At 68.3% G+C, this 16,990-nt stretch carries 16 protein-coding genes; 3 read left to right on the top strand and 13 right to left on the bottom strand.

The annotated features are described in order from the left end of the window. Window positions 1–987: 987 nt before the first annotated feature. The 8 genes from E5679_RS19020 to E5679_RS18985 form a co-directional block, all read right to left on the bottom strand. Window positions 988–1,458: a hypothetical protein gene (locus E5679_RS19020; protein WP_138418837.1), complete on the bottom strand. Its 471-nt coding sequence runs from the start codon at window positions 1,456–1,458 to the stop codon at window positions 988–990. A 53-nt stretch (window positions 1,459–1,511) separates the two neighbouring features. Beyond that, on the bottom strand, window positions 1,512–1,724 hold the full coding sequence (locus tag E5679_RS19015) for a hypothetical protein (protein WP_138418835.1): 213 nt from the start codon (window positions 1,722–1,724) through the stop codon (window positions 1,512–1,514). Beyond that, window positions 1,721–1,939, bottom strand: coding sequence for a hypothetical protein (locus E5679_RS19010; RefSeq protein WP_138418833.1), 219 nt, complete (start codon window positions 1,937–1,939; stop codon window positions 1,721–1,723). The genes E5679_RS19015 and E5679_RS19010 overlap by 4 nt, the downstream gene beginning before the upstream one ends. Window positions 1,940–2,306: 367 nt before the next feature. Continuing rightward, on the bottom strand, window positions 2,307–2,558 hold the full coding sequence (locus E5679_RS19005; RefSeq protein WP_138418831.1) for a hypothetical protein: 252 nt from the start codon (window positions 2,556–2,558) through the stop codon (window positions 2,307–2,309). Window positions 2,559–3,321: 763 nt separating this feature from the next. Beyond that, on the bottom strand, window positions 3,322–5,940 hold the full coding sequence (locus E5679_RS19000) for a glycoside hydrolase family 78 protein (RefSeq protein WP_138418829.1): 2,619 nt from the start codon (window positions 5,938–5,940) through the stop codon (window positions 3,322–3,324). Between the two features lie 108 nt (window positions 5,941–6,048). Further along, a complete protein-coding gene (locus E5679_RS18995; RefSeq protein WP_138418827.1) occupies window positions 6,049–7,329 on the bottom strand; it encodes an ABC transporter substrate-binding protein in 1,281 nt (426 codons plus the stop codon). A gap of 105 nt (window positions 7,330–7,434) precedes the next feature. Next, on the bottom strand, window positions 7,435–8,256 hold the full coding sequence (locus E5679_RS18990) for a carbohydrate ABC transporter permease (protein WP_138418825.1): 822 nt from the start codon (window positions 8,254–8,256) through the stop codon (window positions 7,435–7,437). Further along, on the bottom strand, window positions 8,253–9,209 hold the full coding sequence (locus tag E5679_RS18985; RefSeq protein ID WP_138418823.1) for a carbohydrate ABC transporter permease: 957 nt from the start codon (window positions 9,207–9,209) through the stop codon (window positions 8,253–8,255). Before E5679_RS18985 ends, E5679_RS18990 begins: the two co-directional genes overlap by 4 nt. Window positions 9,210–9,494: 285 nt before the next feature. On the opposite strand from E5679_RS18985, the gene E5679_RS18980 reads away from it, so the two are divergent. Next, window positions 9,495–10,565, top strand: a complete 1,071-nt coding sequence (locus tag E5679_RS18980) for a LacI family DNA-binding transcriptional regulator (protein ID WP_249336235.1) — start codon at window positions 9,495–9,497, stop codon at window positions 10,563–10,565. A 566-nt stretch (window positions 10,566–11,131) separates the two neighbouring features. Here the strand turns inward: E5679_RS18980 and E5679_RS18975 are convergent. The 5 genes from E5679_RS18975 to E5679_RS18955 form a co-directional block, all read right to left on the bottom strand. Continuing rightward, complete coding sequence (locus E5679_RS18975; protein WP_138418819.1) at window positions 11,132–11,515, bottom strand: DUF2255 family protein; 384 nt, start codon at window positions 11,513–11,515, stop codon at window positions 11,132–11,134. 25 nt (window positions 11,516–11,540) lie between these two features. Next, window positions 11,541–12,494 (bottom strand): NADP-dependent oxidoreductase, encoded by a 954-nt coding sequence (locus tag E5679_RS18970; protein WP_138418817.1) that lies wholly within the window; start codon window positions 12,492–12,494, stop codon window positions 11,541–11,543. A gap of 79 nt (window positions 12,495–12,573) precedes the next feature. Next, window positions 12,574–13,968 (bottom strand): MFS transporter, encoded by a 1,395-nt coding sequence (locus tag E5679_RS18965; RefSeq protein WP_138418815.1) that lies wholly within the window; start codon window positions 13,966–13,968, stop codon window positions 12,574–12,576. A gap of 132 nt (window positions 13,969–14,100) precedes the next feature. Continuing rightward, complete coding sequence (locus tag E5679_RS18960; protein WP_138418813.1) at window positions 14,101–15,123, bottom strand: zinc-dependent alcohol dehydrogenase family protein; 1,023 nt, start codon at window positions 15,121–15,123, stop codon at window positions 14,101–14,103. 4 nt (window positions 15,124–15,127) lie between these two features. Continuing rightward, window positions 15,128–15,472, bottom strand: coding sequence for a carboxymuconolactone decarboxylase family protein (locus tag E5679_RS18955; RefSeq protein ID WP_138418811.1), 345 nt, complete (start codon window positions 15,470–15,472; stop codon window positions 15,128–15,130). 176 nt (window positions 15,473–15,648) lie between these two features. Here E5679_RS18955 and E5679_RS18950 point away from each other — a divergent pair, with 176 nt between their 5' ends. Beyond that, on the top strand, window positions 15,649–16,569 hold the full coding sequence (locus tag E5679_RS18950) for a helix-turn-helix transcriptional regulator (RefSeq protein WP_138418809.1): 921 nt from the start codon (window positions 15,649–15,651) through the stop codon (window positions 16,567–16,569). Next, complete coding sequence (locus E5679_RS18945; protein WP_138418807.1) at window positions 16,566–16,988, top strand: (R)-mandelonitrile lyase; 423 nt, start codon at window positions 16,566–16,568, stop codon at window positions 16,986–16,988. The genes E5679_RS18950 and E5679_RS18945 overlap by 4 nt, the downstream gene beginning before the upstream one ends. Window positions 16,989–16,990: the final 2 nt, after the last annotated feature.

Here is a 16,990-nt window from a genome sequence, read left to right as displayed (position 1 = left end):
ACGCCCTCCGCGCGATGCAGACGACGGATCTCGGCCCAATCCTCCACTCCCAACACCCTCCAAGCGTCGCGGAGGGGGTCAAAATTCACGCGACCCCAGAGGGTCAGTCTTCACGAGTCGCCGACAGCTGCGCCCCCGGGTGGGTGCCAGGAGGGTCGGGTTTGTCGGGTGAGGGTGGTGTGCGGGGGTGTGGGCCCGCCCGTGGGGCGGGCTGGTGGAGCGTGAAGGGGTGCGGTGCGCTGGGCGGAGTGGTGGCGTGTCGGGGCACGGCCACCAGGGAGGGGCTTCGCCCCGGGAGTGTGCCGCCCACGCAAGGCCCCTCGGGTTCACGGATCGGGGTGGCGTGACGGGGCACGCCACGGTGGACACGACGGTCCCGGCGGCGCAGCCGCCTTGCTCGCCGTGACGATGCACGGGCAGGAGCACGAAGCGGGGGGACGGGTCGAAGCGCGACGGCCAGCCGAACCGGCGGACCGGCCGACGACGGCACCGGCGGCGCAGCCGCCCTTGCTCCCCGCCATGAAGCCCGAGACGAGGCACATACTGGGGGACGCCACGGGCCCGCGGCCGAAGGCCGCAATCAAGTCGCCGCCCTTCATGTCATGGCACCCAGCCATGACAGGGCCGACCCGAGGACGAGGCCACCCAGCACGCGGGCAGCGCCCCGGCACGGGGCGCACGCCACCCGGCCCGCCGCGCGGACCGGGCGCCGCCCCGCGCACCGGGGCCGCGCAGCGGCCCAAAGGGGAACCGTCACGGTGAACGCAGCGAAGCGCGGAACCAAGGGGAACGAGACGCCGGACGAGGAGGGGCGACGCAACGCCCTCCGGGCGAGGTCGCGCAGCGACCGAGCCCTTCTTAATATGGCCACCACGTCACCGGCAGCCGGGCCCATCCGGTCGGGGCTATCGCCCGGCCCACGCCTCCCCGGACGGTCGGCGCGGGATGAGTGGTCGCTGTCAGGGGGCTACCGCCCTGCCGTGCAGATCAGTGCTCGGCCTCAGCATCGGGGAGCTGGACGGGTTCGCCAAGGACGGCGACGATGTTCCCGGTCTTCTCCGCGTGCAGCTCGATGACCTCGAGCGGGACCGCCTTGGCGACTCGGGCCGCAGCCTGGGCGACTTCGTCAGGGATGCGTTCGGCGGCGATCGCCACCCGGTGCTCGACGCGGGGGAGCCGGACACGTTCGTCCTCCCAGTGCTGGAGGGCGCGGGCGATCTGCTCCTGGTCGGCGGCGCCGAGCTGAACCTCGACGATGCGGCGGACGCCGTCGGCGGGGTGGAAGAGGATGACGGCGAACTGATCGGGACGCTCGTGGAGAATGGTGCGCTCGAACGCCGGCAGACCGGTCCCGACCCCGAGGACGAGGGGGCTCTCCTCGATGCGGGCGGCGAGCCAGGCGGCGTCGAGGCCGAAGTCTTCGCGGAGGCGTTTGGGGCGGGGCGGGGTGGAGCTCACGCGCCCGATCATATGTGCGAGCTGGACGCTCGCCGGGGACGCGGGCTGGGGTGTCAGCCGGGGAGTCCGCCTTCGATGAGGAAGACGACTGCGTCTTTCAGATCGACGGTGATCTGCTCGTTGGTGTCCTGGCGCTCGAAGACCAGGGTGCCGGGTGCGGTGGAGACGACGAGGCCGACGATGTACCGGTCGTTGGCGAAGACCAGGACGCCGTCGCCGGGATGGAGCTCGTCGTGGGATTCGATCCGGAGGGCACGGGGGCTCATGAGGCAGCCCTCAGCCGGGCCGGCACCTGGACGGCGTCCCAGTGGGCGAGGTCGGCCATGAGCGTTTTGCCGGTGGCACCATCCCGGAAGCGGATGATCCCGCGCAGGTCGACGGTGAGCACCGTGCCTTCGCGGGTGTCCGTGCCGGAGCTGAGCGCGAACACGTCGCCGGGCCGCAGCCGCACCATCGCCGCTGCGGGGCTGATCGAAACCATGTGTGGTCCCCCTTGCTGGGCCGGGGTCCCCTCCCGGCATTGGCATGACTGTACATGTGCAAGGCCGCTCTCAGTAGAGGTCTCCGGTATGTTGCGCGGCGAGTCATCGCAGGTGAGAGGAGCACTTTCGGACAGCAGTGAAGCCGCACCGGTGTCGAGGCGCGGGCTTCAGCTGGGACGTGGATCATTCGTCGGGTTCGGTACGGGCCTTCCGGGTCTCGGCCTTCGCACTGTGCCGGTCGCGGCGCCGTGCGGGCCGCTTCTCGTCGCCGGTGACGCACTAGCTGCAGCCGCCGTTGGCGGACTCCGGGCACCGCTTGGGGGAGTGCGGCCGGTGCCGCCGGTCGCGGTCGCTGCGGGACACGGCTCAGCGCTCCGGGGAGCGGGTCGATTCGGCGAGGGTGTCCCAGTCCTGGCCGAGGGCGGCGACGATGCGGCGGGCCTGGGCGCCGGCGAGATCGACGAACACCTTCCGCGCCTCGGGGTCCTGGTCATAGGTCCGCTCGGCCATCGTCTTCGTGTAGCCCTTTTGCACGAGCAGGAGGACACGGATCTCGCGGGCGTTCGTGGTGATCGCCTCGGCGAGGGCGTCGCCGGGCTCAGGGGCAGTGGCAGTCATGCGCTTGGCCTTTCAGAGCTTGCGGACTTCGACGAGGGCGTCCGGGTTCTCCTCGCGGAGCTTGGCCGCGACACGCTCGAACTTCTCGAGCTCCTCTGGAGTGCGGGCGAGGGCGGCGTGGACGCGGCGGTCGTTGCGGGTGTACTTCGGGGTAAGCCAGGCGCCGCGGGCCTCGCCGGGGAGGCGGACGAAGATGCCGCGGCGTCGATGAACTCAGGTTCAGTCGCCGGGGTGCTGTGCTCCATGAACACCATGTGTACGGAACCATCTGCCGCGGTGCCCGCGCCCGCCGAGCCAGCTTTGAGCAGCTGATGATGAGGCAGCAGAGGATGTGAGAAACGGGTCTAGGTGGAAGAACCGGGCCTAGTTGCGTGACATCGGTCGCCTACTTGGGATTCTTCCAAGTAGGCGAGCGTTTCGCTTCAGTACAGAGAATCGGAGGAGCTTGACCCTGTTGGAACAGAGGCAGCCAGATCTATCCGTGAATGGCTCCTTCTTGGTCCAAGCTGGGAGCGGCGCGAATGTGTTCAGCACTTGGGATGAGCAGTAGGAATTTGCTCTCAAGGCCGATCGATGATTCATGGATAGCTCCCGACATTCTCGGTGAAAAGCAGGTCTGGTTCCCAATCTGGACGTCTGTCTACCGAGAACGGACGGCCTATCTGAAGGTATCGGCAGATAGGCCGTCCGTCCGTGCGTTGGAAGCCGTTGGCTGGGGCTCTCTGGCGACTACTTCTCCGAGGTTGGCTCCCTCAGGGCTAATTCATGCGAGGACAAACGCTGCGGAGTTCTGGTGCCGTCCGGGACAGAGCTCGACGGGGTCGGCGCCGGGGAGCTCGAGGACGGCGGTGGTCCCTGTGGGAACGAGCGTTTCCACCTCGAGTCTGTCGTTGCCGAGCCGCCAGGCTATCGATGCCGTCCCGTAGGGAGTCTCGTGACGGGCGGAGGCGTGGGAAAGGCCACCCCCCGGTTGAGGGCGGAAGTTGATCCGTCGGTAGCCGGGTTCGGCGGGGGCGATGCCCGCGACTACCCGGTGCATCCAGTCTGCGACCGCGCCGAGGGCGTAGTGGTTGAAGGAAGTCATCTCGCCGGGGTTGACCGTGCCGTCGGGGAGCATCGAGTCCCAGCGTTCCCAGATGGTCGTGGCGTCCTGCTTGACGGCGTAGAGCCAAGAGGGGCACTCCTCTTCCTTGAGCAGATCGTAGGCCGAGGCGATGTGGCCACCGATCGTTAGGGCATCGCTGATCACGGGCGTTCCGGCGAAGCCCGTGGCGATCCGGTTCGAGGACTGGGTCACGAGCTCGGCGAGCCGATCGGCTGCCCGTTGCCGCTGCTGACCTGCTGGGAGCAGGTCGAACACGAGGGCGAGGGCATAGGCGGTCTGGGCATCGCTGGTCATCGTCCCGTCATCCCGGACGTAGCGACGTGCGAAGGCCTCCCTGACTTGTTCGGCAAGCTCGGCGTAGTGCCGTTCGTCCTCGGCTTTTTCCAGGACCCCTGCGATGCGGGAGAGGTGGCGGGCTGACCAAGCGAAGTAGGCAGAGGCCACGAGGTGCCGGTCGGTGCGGGCGTCGGCTGGATCGTGCGGGGGGGCTGCCGGATCGAGCCAGTCCCCGAGCTGGAATCCCTCATCCCAAAGGTGGTTCTCGCCGGCCCGTTCGGCCATGAGGTCGACCCACGCCTTGGCGCTCGCGTATTGCTCTGCGAGCACCCCCTTGTCGCCGAATCGCTCGAACAGCGTCCAAGGGGTCAATACTGCAACATCACCCCACACCGCGCCCGGGATCGTCTCGTCCCAGCTTCCGGCCTGGACCCATGGGACGTACCAGGGGACGGTTCCGTCGGGGAGCTGCTCGTTGGCGACGTCCTTGAGCCATCCGGCGAGCATCCCTGAGCAGTCGTACAGGAACGAGGCGGTTGGGGCGAAGACCTGGATGTCCCCGGTCCAGCCTAGGCGCTCGTCGCGCTGAGGGCAGTCGGTGGGGATGCTGACGAAGTTCCCGCGCATGCTCCACAGGATGTTCTCGTGGAGGCGGTTCAGGAGCGGGTCGGAGCATTCGAACCATCCGGTGCGCTCCATGTCGGTGTGGTGGACGCGGGCCCGGAGCGCTTCCAGGTCGACGGCATCGACGGCGCCGGTGATCTCGGCGTAGCGGAAGCCATGCAGGGTGAAGCGCGGCTCCCATGTGTGCTTCGCTTCGTCCGCGAGGGTGTACTCGTCGGTGGAGGCCGCGAGCCGGAGTGGGCGGGTGTAGAGCTCGCCGTCCTGGAGCACTTCGGCGTGACGCAGGGTGACGGTCTGGCCGGGTTTGCCGGCGAGGGCGAGCCTCAGGCGGCCGACGAGGTTTTGGCCGAAGTCGACGAGGGTCTTGCCGGAGGGCGAAACCCAGATCCTCTGGGGGGCGAGTTCTTCCGTGCAGCGTACGGGGGGGCCGGCTGGGGCCGCGAGGGTGGACTTGTCCAGGCCCGCGATGCGGACCCCTGCCCAGGAGGAGTCGTCGAAGCCTGGCCGGGACCAGCCCTGCTGCTCGAGGCGGGCGTCGTAGCGTTCGCCGTCATAGAGGCTGGCGAGGGTGATGGGCCCGCGGGAGGCCTTCCAGTTCTCGTCGGTGGCCAAGGTCTCGCGGCGTCCGTCGGTGTAGGTGATCTCGAGCTGTGCGAGCAGGGCGGTGCGGTCGCCGTAGACGTTCCGCTTCCCGCCCTTGAAGCCGATACGGCCGCGGAACCAGCCGTCTGCCAGCCAGGCGCCGACGGCGTTCTCGCCCTCCTGGAGAAGGTCTGTGATGTCGAAGGTCGAGTAGAGGAGGCGATGGTGGTAGCTGGTCCAGCCCGGGGCGAGCACCTCGTCCCCGACGCGCTGGCCGTTGATCTCGACCTCGTACACCCCGTGGGCGGTGACGTAGAGGCGGGCGGACGCGACGCCCGGCCCGAGGCCGAAGGACCGCCGCAGCAGGGCTGGCGGGTTGTCTGCGTCACGGTCCTCCTCCCAGGCGGGAGAGACCGCTTCGGCGGTCCAGTCGCCGGCCGAGAGCAGGCCTGCTTCCACCGGCAGGGGCGCGCTCCATTCACTGGGCTCGTCGTCGGCACCCCAGACGCGGACTCGGACCTCGACCCGCTCGCGGCAGCCCAGGGGGTCGAACGGCCACTCGACCAGCACCGATTCCGGCGAAGCCACTGTCTTCGTCTGACGTTGGCCGCTGGGACGGGCCAGGGACACCTCGTACTGCCTCTGGGCCCAGCCTTCCGGTGCTTCGGTCTGCCACGAGAGGCGGGGGCGTGTGTCGGCGATGCCGAGTGCTTCGCGGTGATGCTCGGCACGGACTCGGTTCACTGTTGGGGTTGCGGTCTGCGGTGTCGATGTGGCTGATGCCGGGAGGGTCATGGCCTTCTTCCCAAGGATCGGTGGTGGTGAGTGCACCGGCGGCGGCGGCCCGAAGGGCCACCGCCGCCGGAGGAGTTCGTTTGCGGCCGGGGGGCGGGCCGCAAGGGGTTAGGAACCTTGGCTGTAGGCGGTGTCCATCTGCTTCAGGGCCGAGGAGACGTCGGTCTTTCCTGCTAGGAGGTCCTGGACGACCTGGAAGAGGGTCTGTTGGACGCGGGCGTTGGGCCAGTTCTGGTCCATGAACGCGTCCGTCTTCCCGTCCTTCTGGTATTGCTGCAGCGTGGCCAGGGCCGGGTCGACCTTGAAGCTGTCGTTCGGGACCGCGGGGAGCGCTTTGTTGGTCTGGGCGTAGAGGTTCATTCCCTCCGGGCTCTCGAGGAAGTTCACGAACTTGATCGCGAGGTCCTTGTTCTTGGCCTTGGCGTTGACTCCGTAGGTGGAGCCTGCCGCGCCGGCCATGCGGGTCTCCGATGCGTTGTCGGTCGCGGGGACCGGGAGCATGTTCAGCTCCGTGCCCTGGGGGGCCTGCTGGTTGATGGCGGCCACGGCGGAGTTCACTTGGATCACGCTCAGGGCCTCGCCCTTGGCGACCGCGGTGAGGCTCGCGTTGTAGTCGGTGCCGAGCGGGTTGGCCTGGAAGCATCCGGCCTTCTGCATATCGAGGTACTTGTTGAGCGCGTCGGACCACTTCGAGTCGCTGAACGTGGCCTTCTTGTCCGCCATGTCCTGCGGGAAGCTGGGGTTCGGGCCGTAGACCAGGGTCGGGGTCAGGGAGTATGGAATGAGCTGGGTGACCCAGTTGGTCTGGGCGCCGAGCTCGAAGGCGGTCTTGCCCTTGGCCTTTGCCTGTGAGCAGAACTGCAGGAGACCGCTCCAGGTGGTCGGCGGGGTGAGGCCGGCTGCCTTCATCGCGGTCATGTTGTAGACGGCGCCGATGCCGGAGAACGTGACAGAGGCGCTGTAGGTCTTGCCGTTGTACTGGGTGACGGGCTTGATGCCAGCGGGGAAGCTGTTGGCCCAGGACTGGCTGGAGAGGTCCTCGAGGAAGCCGCCCTTGGCCACGACACGGGTGGCCATGGGGTTGCCGTCGCCCGGCCAGACGAACACGACGTCCGGAGCGGTTCCGGAGGAGAGCTGGGTCCTGGTGGTGGTCTGGTACTGGTCGAGCGCTGAGGTCGTGTACTTGACGTCGACGCCCTGGTTCTGTTCCTTGAACTTCGCCACGACGGCGTCGAGGGCGGGCTTCTCGTTGGTCGTGGCGGCGAGGGTGAGGGTCTTCCCGTCCCCGCCCCCTCCACCGGATGCGGAGCTGCCGCCGCCGTTGCAGGCGCTGAGGCCCACGGCCGCGACGACCGCGACTGAGAGGGCCAGAAGGCTCTTCTTGTGCATGTATTGCTCTCCTTTGAACTTCAGCGGGCGCTGCTGACTGACTGACTGGCATGGGCGTGGGATGGCCCAGTGCCTTAGTGGCGGGTTGTGTTCTTGAGCGGTGGGCTAGCCTTTGAGGCCGCTGGCGAAGCCCTTGATGATGGTCTTCTGCATCGCGAAGTAGGCGATGAGGATCGGGGCGATCGTGATCACGAGCCCGGCGAACACGAGGTTCCACTGGGAGACGTACTGGCTCACGAACGAGAACAGCGCTACCGGGACGGTCTGCTGGCTGCTGCCGCTGAGGTATAGCAGCGGGGTGAGGAAGTCGTTCCAGACGTGCAGGACGTTCAGGATGACGACGGTCCCGGTGATGGGGCGCACGAGCGGGAAGATCACTGAGAAGAAGCTGCGCATCGGCCCGGCCCCGTCGATGGAGGCGGCCTCCTCGTAGTCGAGTGGCACGGCTCGGATGAAGCCTGTGTAGAGGAAGACCGAGAACGGGACCTGGAGCCCGGCGTAGTAAAGCACGAGCGAGACCGGGTTCCCCAGCAGCCCGAGGTCGCGGATGGTCGTGTAGAGCGGGATGAGCGCGAGCTGGAAGGGCAGGAGCAGCCCGATCATGAAGACGAAGAACAGCCAGCGGGACCAGCGCTTGGTCACACGTGCCAGCGGGTAGGCGGCCAGGGCCGAGATCGCTACGATGATCGCGACGCTGAAGACCGTCACGAACGCGCTCGTCAGGAGGGCCTGCCCGAGGTTGGCCTGGCCCCACGCGTCCGAGAAGTTCTGGAGGGTGATGCTCGTGACCGGCGCCAAGGGCGAGGACTGGTCGTCCGGCTTCTTCAGGGCCAGGTTGATCAGGACGTACACCGGGAGGAAGAAGACGACGCCGACCAGCACCATCACTGCCTCGAGGACGAACGTCCTCCACGTGTAGCGGTTCACTTGCTTCCGCCCTGCCTTCCGAGGAGCTTGTACTGGGCCGAGGAGAGGATGGCCACGAACACGGCCAGGACGAGCGCCATGGCGATGCCGTAGCTGAAGTCGCCGAACTGGAACGCGTTCTTGTAGATCAGCGTGGACATCGTGTCCGTGGAGGTGCCGGGGCCGCCGGAGGTCATGACCCAGACCTGGTCGAAGAGCTTGAGGCCGCCGATGATCGAGAGCATCAGGTTGATCGTGATCGCCGGGGCCAGCTCCGGCCGGACGACGTACCAGAACCGGCGGAACGGTCCGGCGCCGTCAAGACGCGAGGCCTCCAGGACGTCCTCGGGCACCCCCTGCAGGCCGGCGAGGAAGATCACCATCGAGTACCCGGCGAACTGCCACACGACGGTCGCGACGATCGACCAGAGCGCGATGTTCGCATCCCCCAGCCAGTCGTGCTGGAGTGCGGTCAGGCCGAAGAACCCCAGGATCTGGTTGATGGCCCCATCGGGGGTCATGAGGTACTTCCAGAGGTACCCGGTCGCGACCGGGGTGATCACCGCCGGGGTGAACAGGGCTACCCGGAGCACGTTGCGGCTCTTGATCTTCGTGTGCACGCCGAGTGCGAGGAGCAGCCCGACGAGGTTCTGCACGATCGTGATCGATAGGGCGATCAGCAGCGTGTGCACGACGGCGCCGACGCCCGCCGGGTCAGTCAGGAGGCGCTGGAACTGCGCAAATCCGACAAAGTCCTTCGTCGCCGAGAGCCCGTCCCAGTTGGTGAAGGCGAACCCGGCGCCCTCGATGCTCGGCCACAGCACGACGAACACGTAGAAGGCGAGGGCCGGGAGGACGAACCACCACGGCACAGCTCCGATGCGGGCTGAAATCCTGGCACCGCGAGGGCGGGCGAGGGGAACGGGGGCGGCGGCTTCGGCCACGGCCAGCGACTGGCTGTCCGCCGAGCTCATCCGACCCGTCCGTGCAGGGCTGGCACCGCGGTGCTGGTCAACAGGATCAACGCGAACCTCTCCATCGAGTCTGGGGGGAAGATTTTGAAGCGCTTCAGCTTCGTCCAGCGTAGGGGCAGGGTGTGATGTGGTCAACATATTTTTGAAACGATTTTCTTGGGGGAAGATAGGTTGTTTGGGATCGGGAAGAGGATTAGTCTGGCAGGAAGCCGTTCGATGAAGCGCTTCAGAACAGGGCCCTGAGCGAACGCATTGAGAAAGCTGAGGGACGAGCCGTTGACCAGGATGCCCGCCAATGGGGGACGCACCCCGAGCATGAAGGACGTCGCGCGCCTCGCGGGCGTGTCCCTTGGAACGGTCTCGCACGCCTTGAACAAGCCTGAAAAGGTGTCCGAGCGGTCGCTGGCAAAGGTCCGCGCGGCAGTCGAGCAGCTTGGCTTCGTCCCCAATAGCGCAGCCCGCTCGCTGGCCGCGGGCGCCAGCCGGACGGTCGGTCTGGTGTTGACCGACATCGACAACTCGCTCTTCGTCGACATCGCCCGTGGCGCAGAAGATCAGGCCCGCAGAGCCGCCCACGCCCTCCTCCTCGCCAACAGCGACATCGACTTCAATCGGCAGGAGTCGTACCTCGACATCTTCGACGAGGCTCGCGTGGCCGGGATCCTGTTCGCTCCCATGAACGCCAGCCTCGAGGGCGTCGACCGGGTCCGGCGCCATGGCCGGCGGGTCGTGCTGGTCAACCTGGCCCAAGGCCGGAAGGACTGCTGCGCGGTGATCTCCGACGAGGAGCTTGGCGGCTACATGGCAGCCCGCCACCTCATCGAGCTCGGCCGCCGGCGCCTGCTCTTCGCAGGTGGACCTGAGGAGTTCTACGCCATCAAGGAGCGCCGCAACGGAGCCCTGCGCGCCGTCCTGGAGGCTGGCGATGTGACTCTCGAGATCATCAACTGCCGCCGACTCAAGAGCGACGAGGGGCGCAAGATCGCCGCGGAGATCGCCAATCGCTCCCCTGAGAGGATCCCTGACGGGATCCTCTCGCCGTCCGACCGAATCGCCGCGGGAGTCATCCACGAGCTGATGGCAAGAAGCTTCAGTGTCCCGGACGACATCGCCGTCATCGGATACGACAACAACCAATTCACCACCGAAGCGGCGATTTCCATGTCTACGGTGAGCCAGGACGGTCACCGCATGGGCAGCGAGGCGATGAGGCTCCTGCTCGACGAGATCGAGAACCCAGACCACCAACACCGCACGCTCACGCTCGAACCCCGCCTCATCCTCCGCGAGAGCACGCTCGGCCCTCGCGGCAAGCCCCTGCCCGATACCGACGGCAGGGCGCCCGCGCCAGCCTGAGCACGCCGCCCCTTCCAAGCTCGCGGCTCACCAGCCACTCCGACCCCTTCGCGCGCCACAAGGTGCCCGGCGCCCTCCCAGTCCAGTCGGCCCTGAGGTGCGCTCTGCCCACGTCGGCGAGGACCCAGATGACTCCAAGGCATGAAGTAGAAGTCAAGTGCCTCTCAGCCAGGAATCTTCCACTCGAGAAGGCCGCGAATCGCCTTCGACGGCGAGCCGCATCCCTTCGTCATCCAGGTGATCCTTTCGGGAGGAGGCGCAGGAGCTGACCTCGACGGAGAGCCGGAGGGACGGTTCTCGACCACGCCGGCGGCGAGCACGCACTCCGGGGAATTTTCGACGCGAGACCATCGATCCGGTTGGGTCCAGCTACCATCTGCGAGCGTCGAATCGTGCACGGATGCGCCGACGCCCTCACAATTCCCCAGCTATGGGGGCACTGCGAACGCCTTCCGGCAGGCGGGTCAGCCCCGAAGCGGTCATGACGGAACAGAGCACTGGGATGAGGGCGCAGGTCCATCGTGACCCGTTCCGGGGTGGTGCGGTGGCGAGCGGGGCGGGCGACGTCAGTCTTGGTCCGTGGATCTCGGGGTGATCTCCACGGTGGCAGCTTGTGGGCCGGGGGAGACCATTGGCGGGAGGTAGCTGCTGGCGGCGTACTTGGCACGGTAGGCGGCATCGATCAGTTCGGCCAGGGCCGGGTCGGCGGGGTGGAAGCGTGCGTTATAGGTCGTGCCCGCGACTGTGATTTGCCCGCCGCGGTGGGTCATTGCGGCCTGGTACCAGCGCGAGCGGGTTCCGTTCCACGCCCGCACGAACAAGCGCCCGTTGACGACAACGGACCAGATCCAGGTCGGGGTCCCGGTGGTCCCGTCGGGGCGGAACGGTGCGATGTGCAGGTCGTCGCTGGCGGCGATGCGTTCGATGTCTTCGGCGCTCCAGGAGCTCATGAGGCTTGTTTCCTTCGTCGGGGGGTCAGTGGACGGGGAATTCGAGGATGATCCGGCCGCGGACGCCGCCGGCGTCAAGGAGTCGGTGCGCCTCGGGTGCCTTCACGGCAGGCAGCACCGCGCCGACACGCAGGGCCAGGACGCCCTGGTTCACCAGATCGCGGAGGCGCGTGATCGCGGCGTGGTCGGTTGCGCGTTGGCGGACGTTCAGGCTCCGCACCCGGATCCCGCGTCCCGGGTCGCCGGGATAGGGGCGAAACGTCGCGAGCTGTCCGCCGTCGCGGATCGTCTCGACGATGCCGTCGCCGAGCAGGGCGGCGTCGGCGACCGCGTCCACCCCGCCCGGGAAGGCTGCGAGGAGGTCCTGGACTGCGTCGGGTCCGCGGTGGACCAGGTGGTCGGCGCCGAACGAGCGCACCAGGTCGTCATCGTCGGGGGCGGCGATCGTGATGGCGTGCAGGCCGGCGTGGTGGGCGAGCTGGACGAGATAGCCTCCCACCGAACCGGCCGCGCCGGTGACCAGCAGCGTCGCGGCCGCCGGCAGCAGCAGCGTCTCGAGTGCGTTGAGCGCGGTGAGCGAGTTGTTGAGGAAGCTGGCCGCCTCCGCTGCCGTGGCCCCCTCGGGAACGGTTGCCACGGAGGCCGCTGGCAGGACGACGTAGTCGCTGTAACCGCCGTGCGAGCCGAGGTTGTCCACGAACCCGACGACTTCATCACCGACCTCCACCGCCAGGGCGGGGTCGATGCCGTCGCCGACCTCGTCGACAGTGCCGGCGACCTCCATGCCCGGCACGAACGGCGGGTTCAGCCCGGCGTTCAATCCGGCCAGGAGGCCGGTGCGCAGCATCGCATCGACCGGGGCAACCGCGGCCGCGCGGACCCTGATCCGGATCTCTCCGGCCCGGGCGTGCGGATCGGGAAGGTCGACCGGGTGGAGCACACCCGGGCCACCGTAGGTTTTGACGGCTATCGCTTTCATGGGATGAACTCCTTCTGTTGGATGTGGCTGGCAGCCATGGGGCGGGGCGAGAGAATGGGCCCGCGGGCTCGGGCGACGGTCATCTGGGCAGCGGCTCGGGACGCTGACGGAGGTCGAGCCAGAGGGCCGCCCCCGCGGTGAGCAGGCAGACCGCGGCGGCGGCCAGCAGGCTTGCGGCCTCCCCGGCCCGGGAGGGCAGGCTGTTCAGCAGCAGCCCGAAAACTGCGACGGCTACCGCGCCGCCTATCTGGCGGCTGGTGTTGAACACGCCGGAGGCGATGCCGCCACGGCGGGCCGGGACACTATCCAGCAGGATCGCGGTCGTCGGCGGGCTGACGAAGGGGCCGGCGATGCCGGCGAGGGTCATCAGGCTCGAGACCAGCCACAAAGGTGCGGCGGGCAGCATGGCAAGCAGGAGCAGTGCGGCGGCCATGGCGGCCAGGCCGGTGATGATGAGGGCCTTCCGGCCGACGCGTTCCCCGATCCTCGGAGTGAGAGGTGTGAGCGCGAGGCCGATGAGCATCATCGGCAGGAATACGAAGCCGGTCTCCAGCGCGGTGAGGCCGCGGTGCTGCTGGAGGCCGAGGCTCATCACGAACGGGAGCCCGTAGAAGCCGACCATGAAGGCGAACCCGATCAGCACGCTGATCCCGGCGTTGCGGTCGCGGAAGAGGTCCGGGGGCACCATCGGGTGGGCGACCCGACGTTGGATGACCACGAAGGCCGCGGCCGCCACCAGCGCAATTGCAAGGGCGAAGATGGCTTGGGGTGCGGCGAATCCGGACTCGCCGGCGTCGATCACCCCGAAGGTGAGTCCGGCCATCGCCAGGACGGCGGTGATCTGCCCCGCCCAGTCGATCGGTGCCCTGTGGTGGGCGACGGGGATCGAGCGGGCGATCAGGTACAGGGCTATCAGGCCCACGGGGATGTTGACGAAGAAGATCAGCCGCCAGCTGGCCAGGGTCAGCAGGCCGCCGAGGACGGGGCCGGAGGTGGAGGCGAGAGAGCCGCCTATGGCCCAGATCGCCACCGCACGGTTCCGTCGGGCCGGGGCAGTGTAGGCGTGGTTGAGCAGCGCCATCGATGCGGGCATCATCGTCGCCGCGGCCGCGCCCTGGACGAACCGGGCGGCGATGAGCACCGGCATGCTGGGCGCCAGACCGCACACGGAAGACGCCGCCATGAACAGCACCATCCCGAGGAGGAGGAGGCGCTTGGGCCCGAGCCGGTCGGCGAGGGATCCGCAGGAGAGCAGCAGCGCAGCGAACATGAGGGTGTAGCCGTCGACGATCCACTGCAGGTCGCCGATTCCACCGCCGAGCTCGTCGCGGATGCTGGGCAGGGCGACGTTGACGATGACCGCGTCCAGGGTGATCACGAAGAACACCAGGGTGGATGCGGCCAGCGTCACCGTCGCTCGCACTGCCTCGGGAGCCGAGGCGGGGCGCGTCTGGTCAGCCGATGGTGCAGTCATGGTGGTCCTCGATGTCGATGGGGACGGGAGGCGCGGGGGATGCTCCGGTGGTGCTCGCAGGGCATTCCCCGCGCTGGGCGCACGCCCGGCGGGAGGAGGCGTTGCGCGCCTTCCTCCCGCCGGGTGTGGGCCTCAGGGTCGGAGCAGGGCCTTGATCGCCCGCCGCTGGTCCATCGCCCGGTAGCCTTCGGCGACCTCGGAAAGGGGAAGGGTGAGGTCGAACACCCTGCCGGGGTCGATCTCGCGCTTCCAGATCCGGTCGATCAGGTCCGGCAGGAACCTTCGGACGGGGGCGGGGCCGCCATGGAGGTGGATCTCGGCGAAGAACAGTTCGTCGCCGGGGATCTGCACCCCGTGGGAGACGCCGACGAAGCCGACGTGCCCGCCATGCCGGGTGGAGCGGATGGCCTGCATCGTGGCCTCCTGGGTGCCGACGGCCTCGATGACGGAGTGGGCGCCGAGCCCGCCGGTGAGCTCCTTCACCCGCGCCACGCCTTCGTCGCCGCGTTCGGTGACGATGTCGGTCGCCCCGAACTCGAGCGCGAGCTTCTGGCGCGGTTCGTGCCGGGACATGGCGATGATCCGCTCGGCGCCGAGTTCCCTGGCGGCGAGGACGGCGAGCAGGCCGACCGCGCCGTCGCCGACGACGGCGACGGTCTTGCCGGGCCCGGCCTCGGCGGCCACGGCCCCGTACCAGCCGGTGCCGAGCACGTCCGAGGCGGCCAGCAGCGACGGGATCAGGTCTTCGTCGGGCATCCCCGGCGTGGCGACTAGGGTCCCGTCGGCGAGGGGCACGCGCAGGAGTTCGGCCTGCGCACCGCCGGCCCCTGCGAATTCGACGTTTTCGCAGCGGGACTGGAAGCCCGCCCGGCAGATCGCGCAGGTGTTGTCGGAGGCGAAGAACGATCCGACGACGAAGTCGCCGACCTTGATCTCCTGCACCGCATCGCCGGTCTGCTCGACGACGCCCGCGTACTCGTGTCCCATGGGGGTGGGCTGGTCGACGGTGTTGATGCCGCGGTAGTCCCACAGGTCGGACCCGCACACGCATGTGGCGGCCAGGCGGATGATCGCATCGGTCGGTGCGAGGATCTCCGGGTCCTGACGCTGCTCGTACCTGACGTCGCCGGGTGCGTGGATGAGGGTTCCATGCATGGTCCTAGTCCTCCTTCTCGATGATGTCCTTCAGCACGGTGGTGGCGGCCATGCCGTTGGGCCAGCCGGAGTAGAAGGACAGCTGCAGGAGCGCTTCCTTCAGTTCCTCGTCGGCGACCCCGTTCTGCCGGGCGAAGGCTAGGTGGAACCGGAGCTGTTCCGTCTTTCCCAGTGCGGTGAGCGCTGCGACCGTGACCAGGCTGCGGTCGCGTTTCGACAGGCCGTGCCGCTCCCAGACCTCGTCGAAGAGGACCTTGTCGGTGTAGTGCACCATTGCGGGCGCGAAGCCTCCGAAGACGTTCTTGCCCCCCGTCCACCCGGTCGCCTGGGTCTCGGTGTTCTCGGTCATGACATCTCTCCTTCTCCCCGGTCCCTGGAGGCCCTGGCTTTGGTCCACTGCCCTCCGTTCCGGGGAATCGAACTGCTTCCATGACAGCCGGTGCCTGTGGGGGCAGGGAGTCCCTGGCGAAGGGTGTACCGGCAGGGCATCCCTCTCGGGCAGCTGGTCCGCGTAGCGTTGAGGGCGTGGACAATAGGAACGAAGTACGGGAGTTCCTCATGTCCCGGCGCGCCAAGCTAACCCCGGAACAGGCCGGTATCCCCGTTTCGGGCAACAGGCGCGTGGCGGGGCTGAGGCGCAGCGAGGTCGCGATGCTCGCCGACGTCAGCATCGAGTACTACGCCAAGATCGAGCGCGGCAGCCTGGGCGGCGTCTCCGACGCCGTCCTGGACGCCCTCGCCCGTGCCCTCCGGCTGGACGACGCGGAGCGGGAGTACCTTTTCGGGCTGGCCCGGATCGCCCACGGCCGGGCGGAGCCGGTCAGGAGGCGCAAGCCGAGGCAGTGGGTGCCCCGGGAGAGCCTGACCCGGGCCCTGGAGGTGATCACCGGCGGTCCCGCCTTCGTCCGCAACGGCCGCATGGACATCCTGGCCACCAACCTCCTCGGCGCCGCCTTCTACGACCAGGTCTTCGATGGGCCGGGTCAGGGCAATCTCGCCCGGTTCAACTTCCTCGACGAGCGGTCCCGGGACTTCTACCCGGACTGGGAGGCGGCCTCGGACGTGAGCGTTGCCATCCTGCGAACCGAGGCCGGGCGCGACCCGCACGACAGGCAGCTGCACGACCTCATCGGAGAGCTGTCCGCCCGCTCGGACGCGTTCCGCACCCGTTGGGGAGCGCACAACGTGCGACGCCACGGCTCCGGGACGAAGAACTTTCACCACCACCTGGTCGGCGACCTCACCCTCACCTACGAGGGGCTGGAGCTCACCGCCGAACCGGGCCTGTCGTTCCTGATCTACACCGCCGAGGCGGGCTCGCCCAGTCAGGACCGCCTGAACCTGCTGGCGAGCTGGTCCGCGGCCAGCCGGCAGCAGGAAGCGGCCGACCGCCAGTCAATCGCCCGGCTCGGCTCCGCCGAGCCGAAGAAGGAGAACACACCATGAGGACCATCCCGAAGAGCCCCACCGTGAAGAACCCGCCGGAGCAGTTCAACGGAGACGTGTGGGTCGACCGTATCGCCTCGCCGCAGGAGCCGGACCAGCGAGCCACCGTGGCCCGGGTGCGGTTCGCCCCCGGCGCGCACACCGCCTGGCACTCCCACGAGCGCGGGCAGACCCTGCACATCACCGCAGGCGTCGCGCTCATCGGCACCCGCGACGGCACCGTCATCCGCGCCACCCCCGGCCAGACCGTCTACACCCCGCCGGGAGAAGAGCACTGGCACGGCGCCACCCCGGCCGACTTCATGGAGCATCTGGCCATGCTCGAGAACGGCGAGGACCCCGCCACGACCACCACCTGGCTCGAGCACGTCACCGCCGAGGACTACAGTGCCGCCCACACCACGACCACGGAGGACTGAGC

The sequence above is a fragment of the Sinomonas gamaensis genome, assembly GCF_005876955.1.
Lineage (GTDB): Bacteria > Actinomycetota > Actinomycetes > Actinomycetales > Micrococcaceae > Sinomonas > Sinomonas gamaensis.
This window is presented reverse-complemented; position numbering and strand designations above follow the sequence as displayed.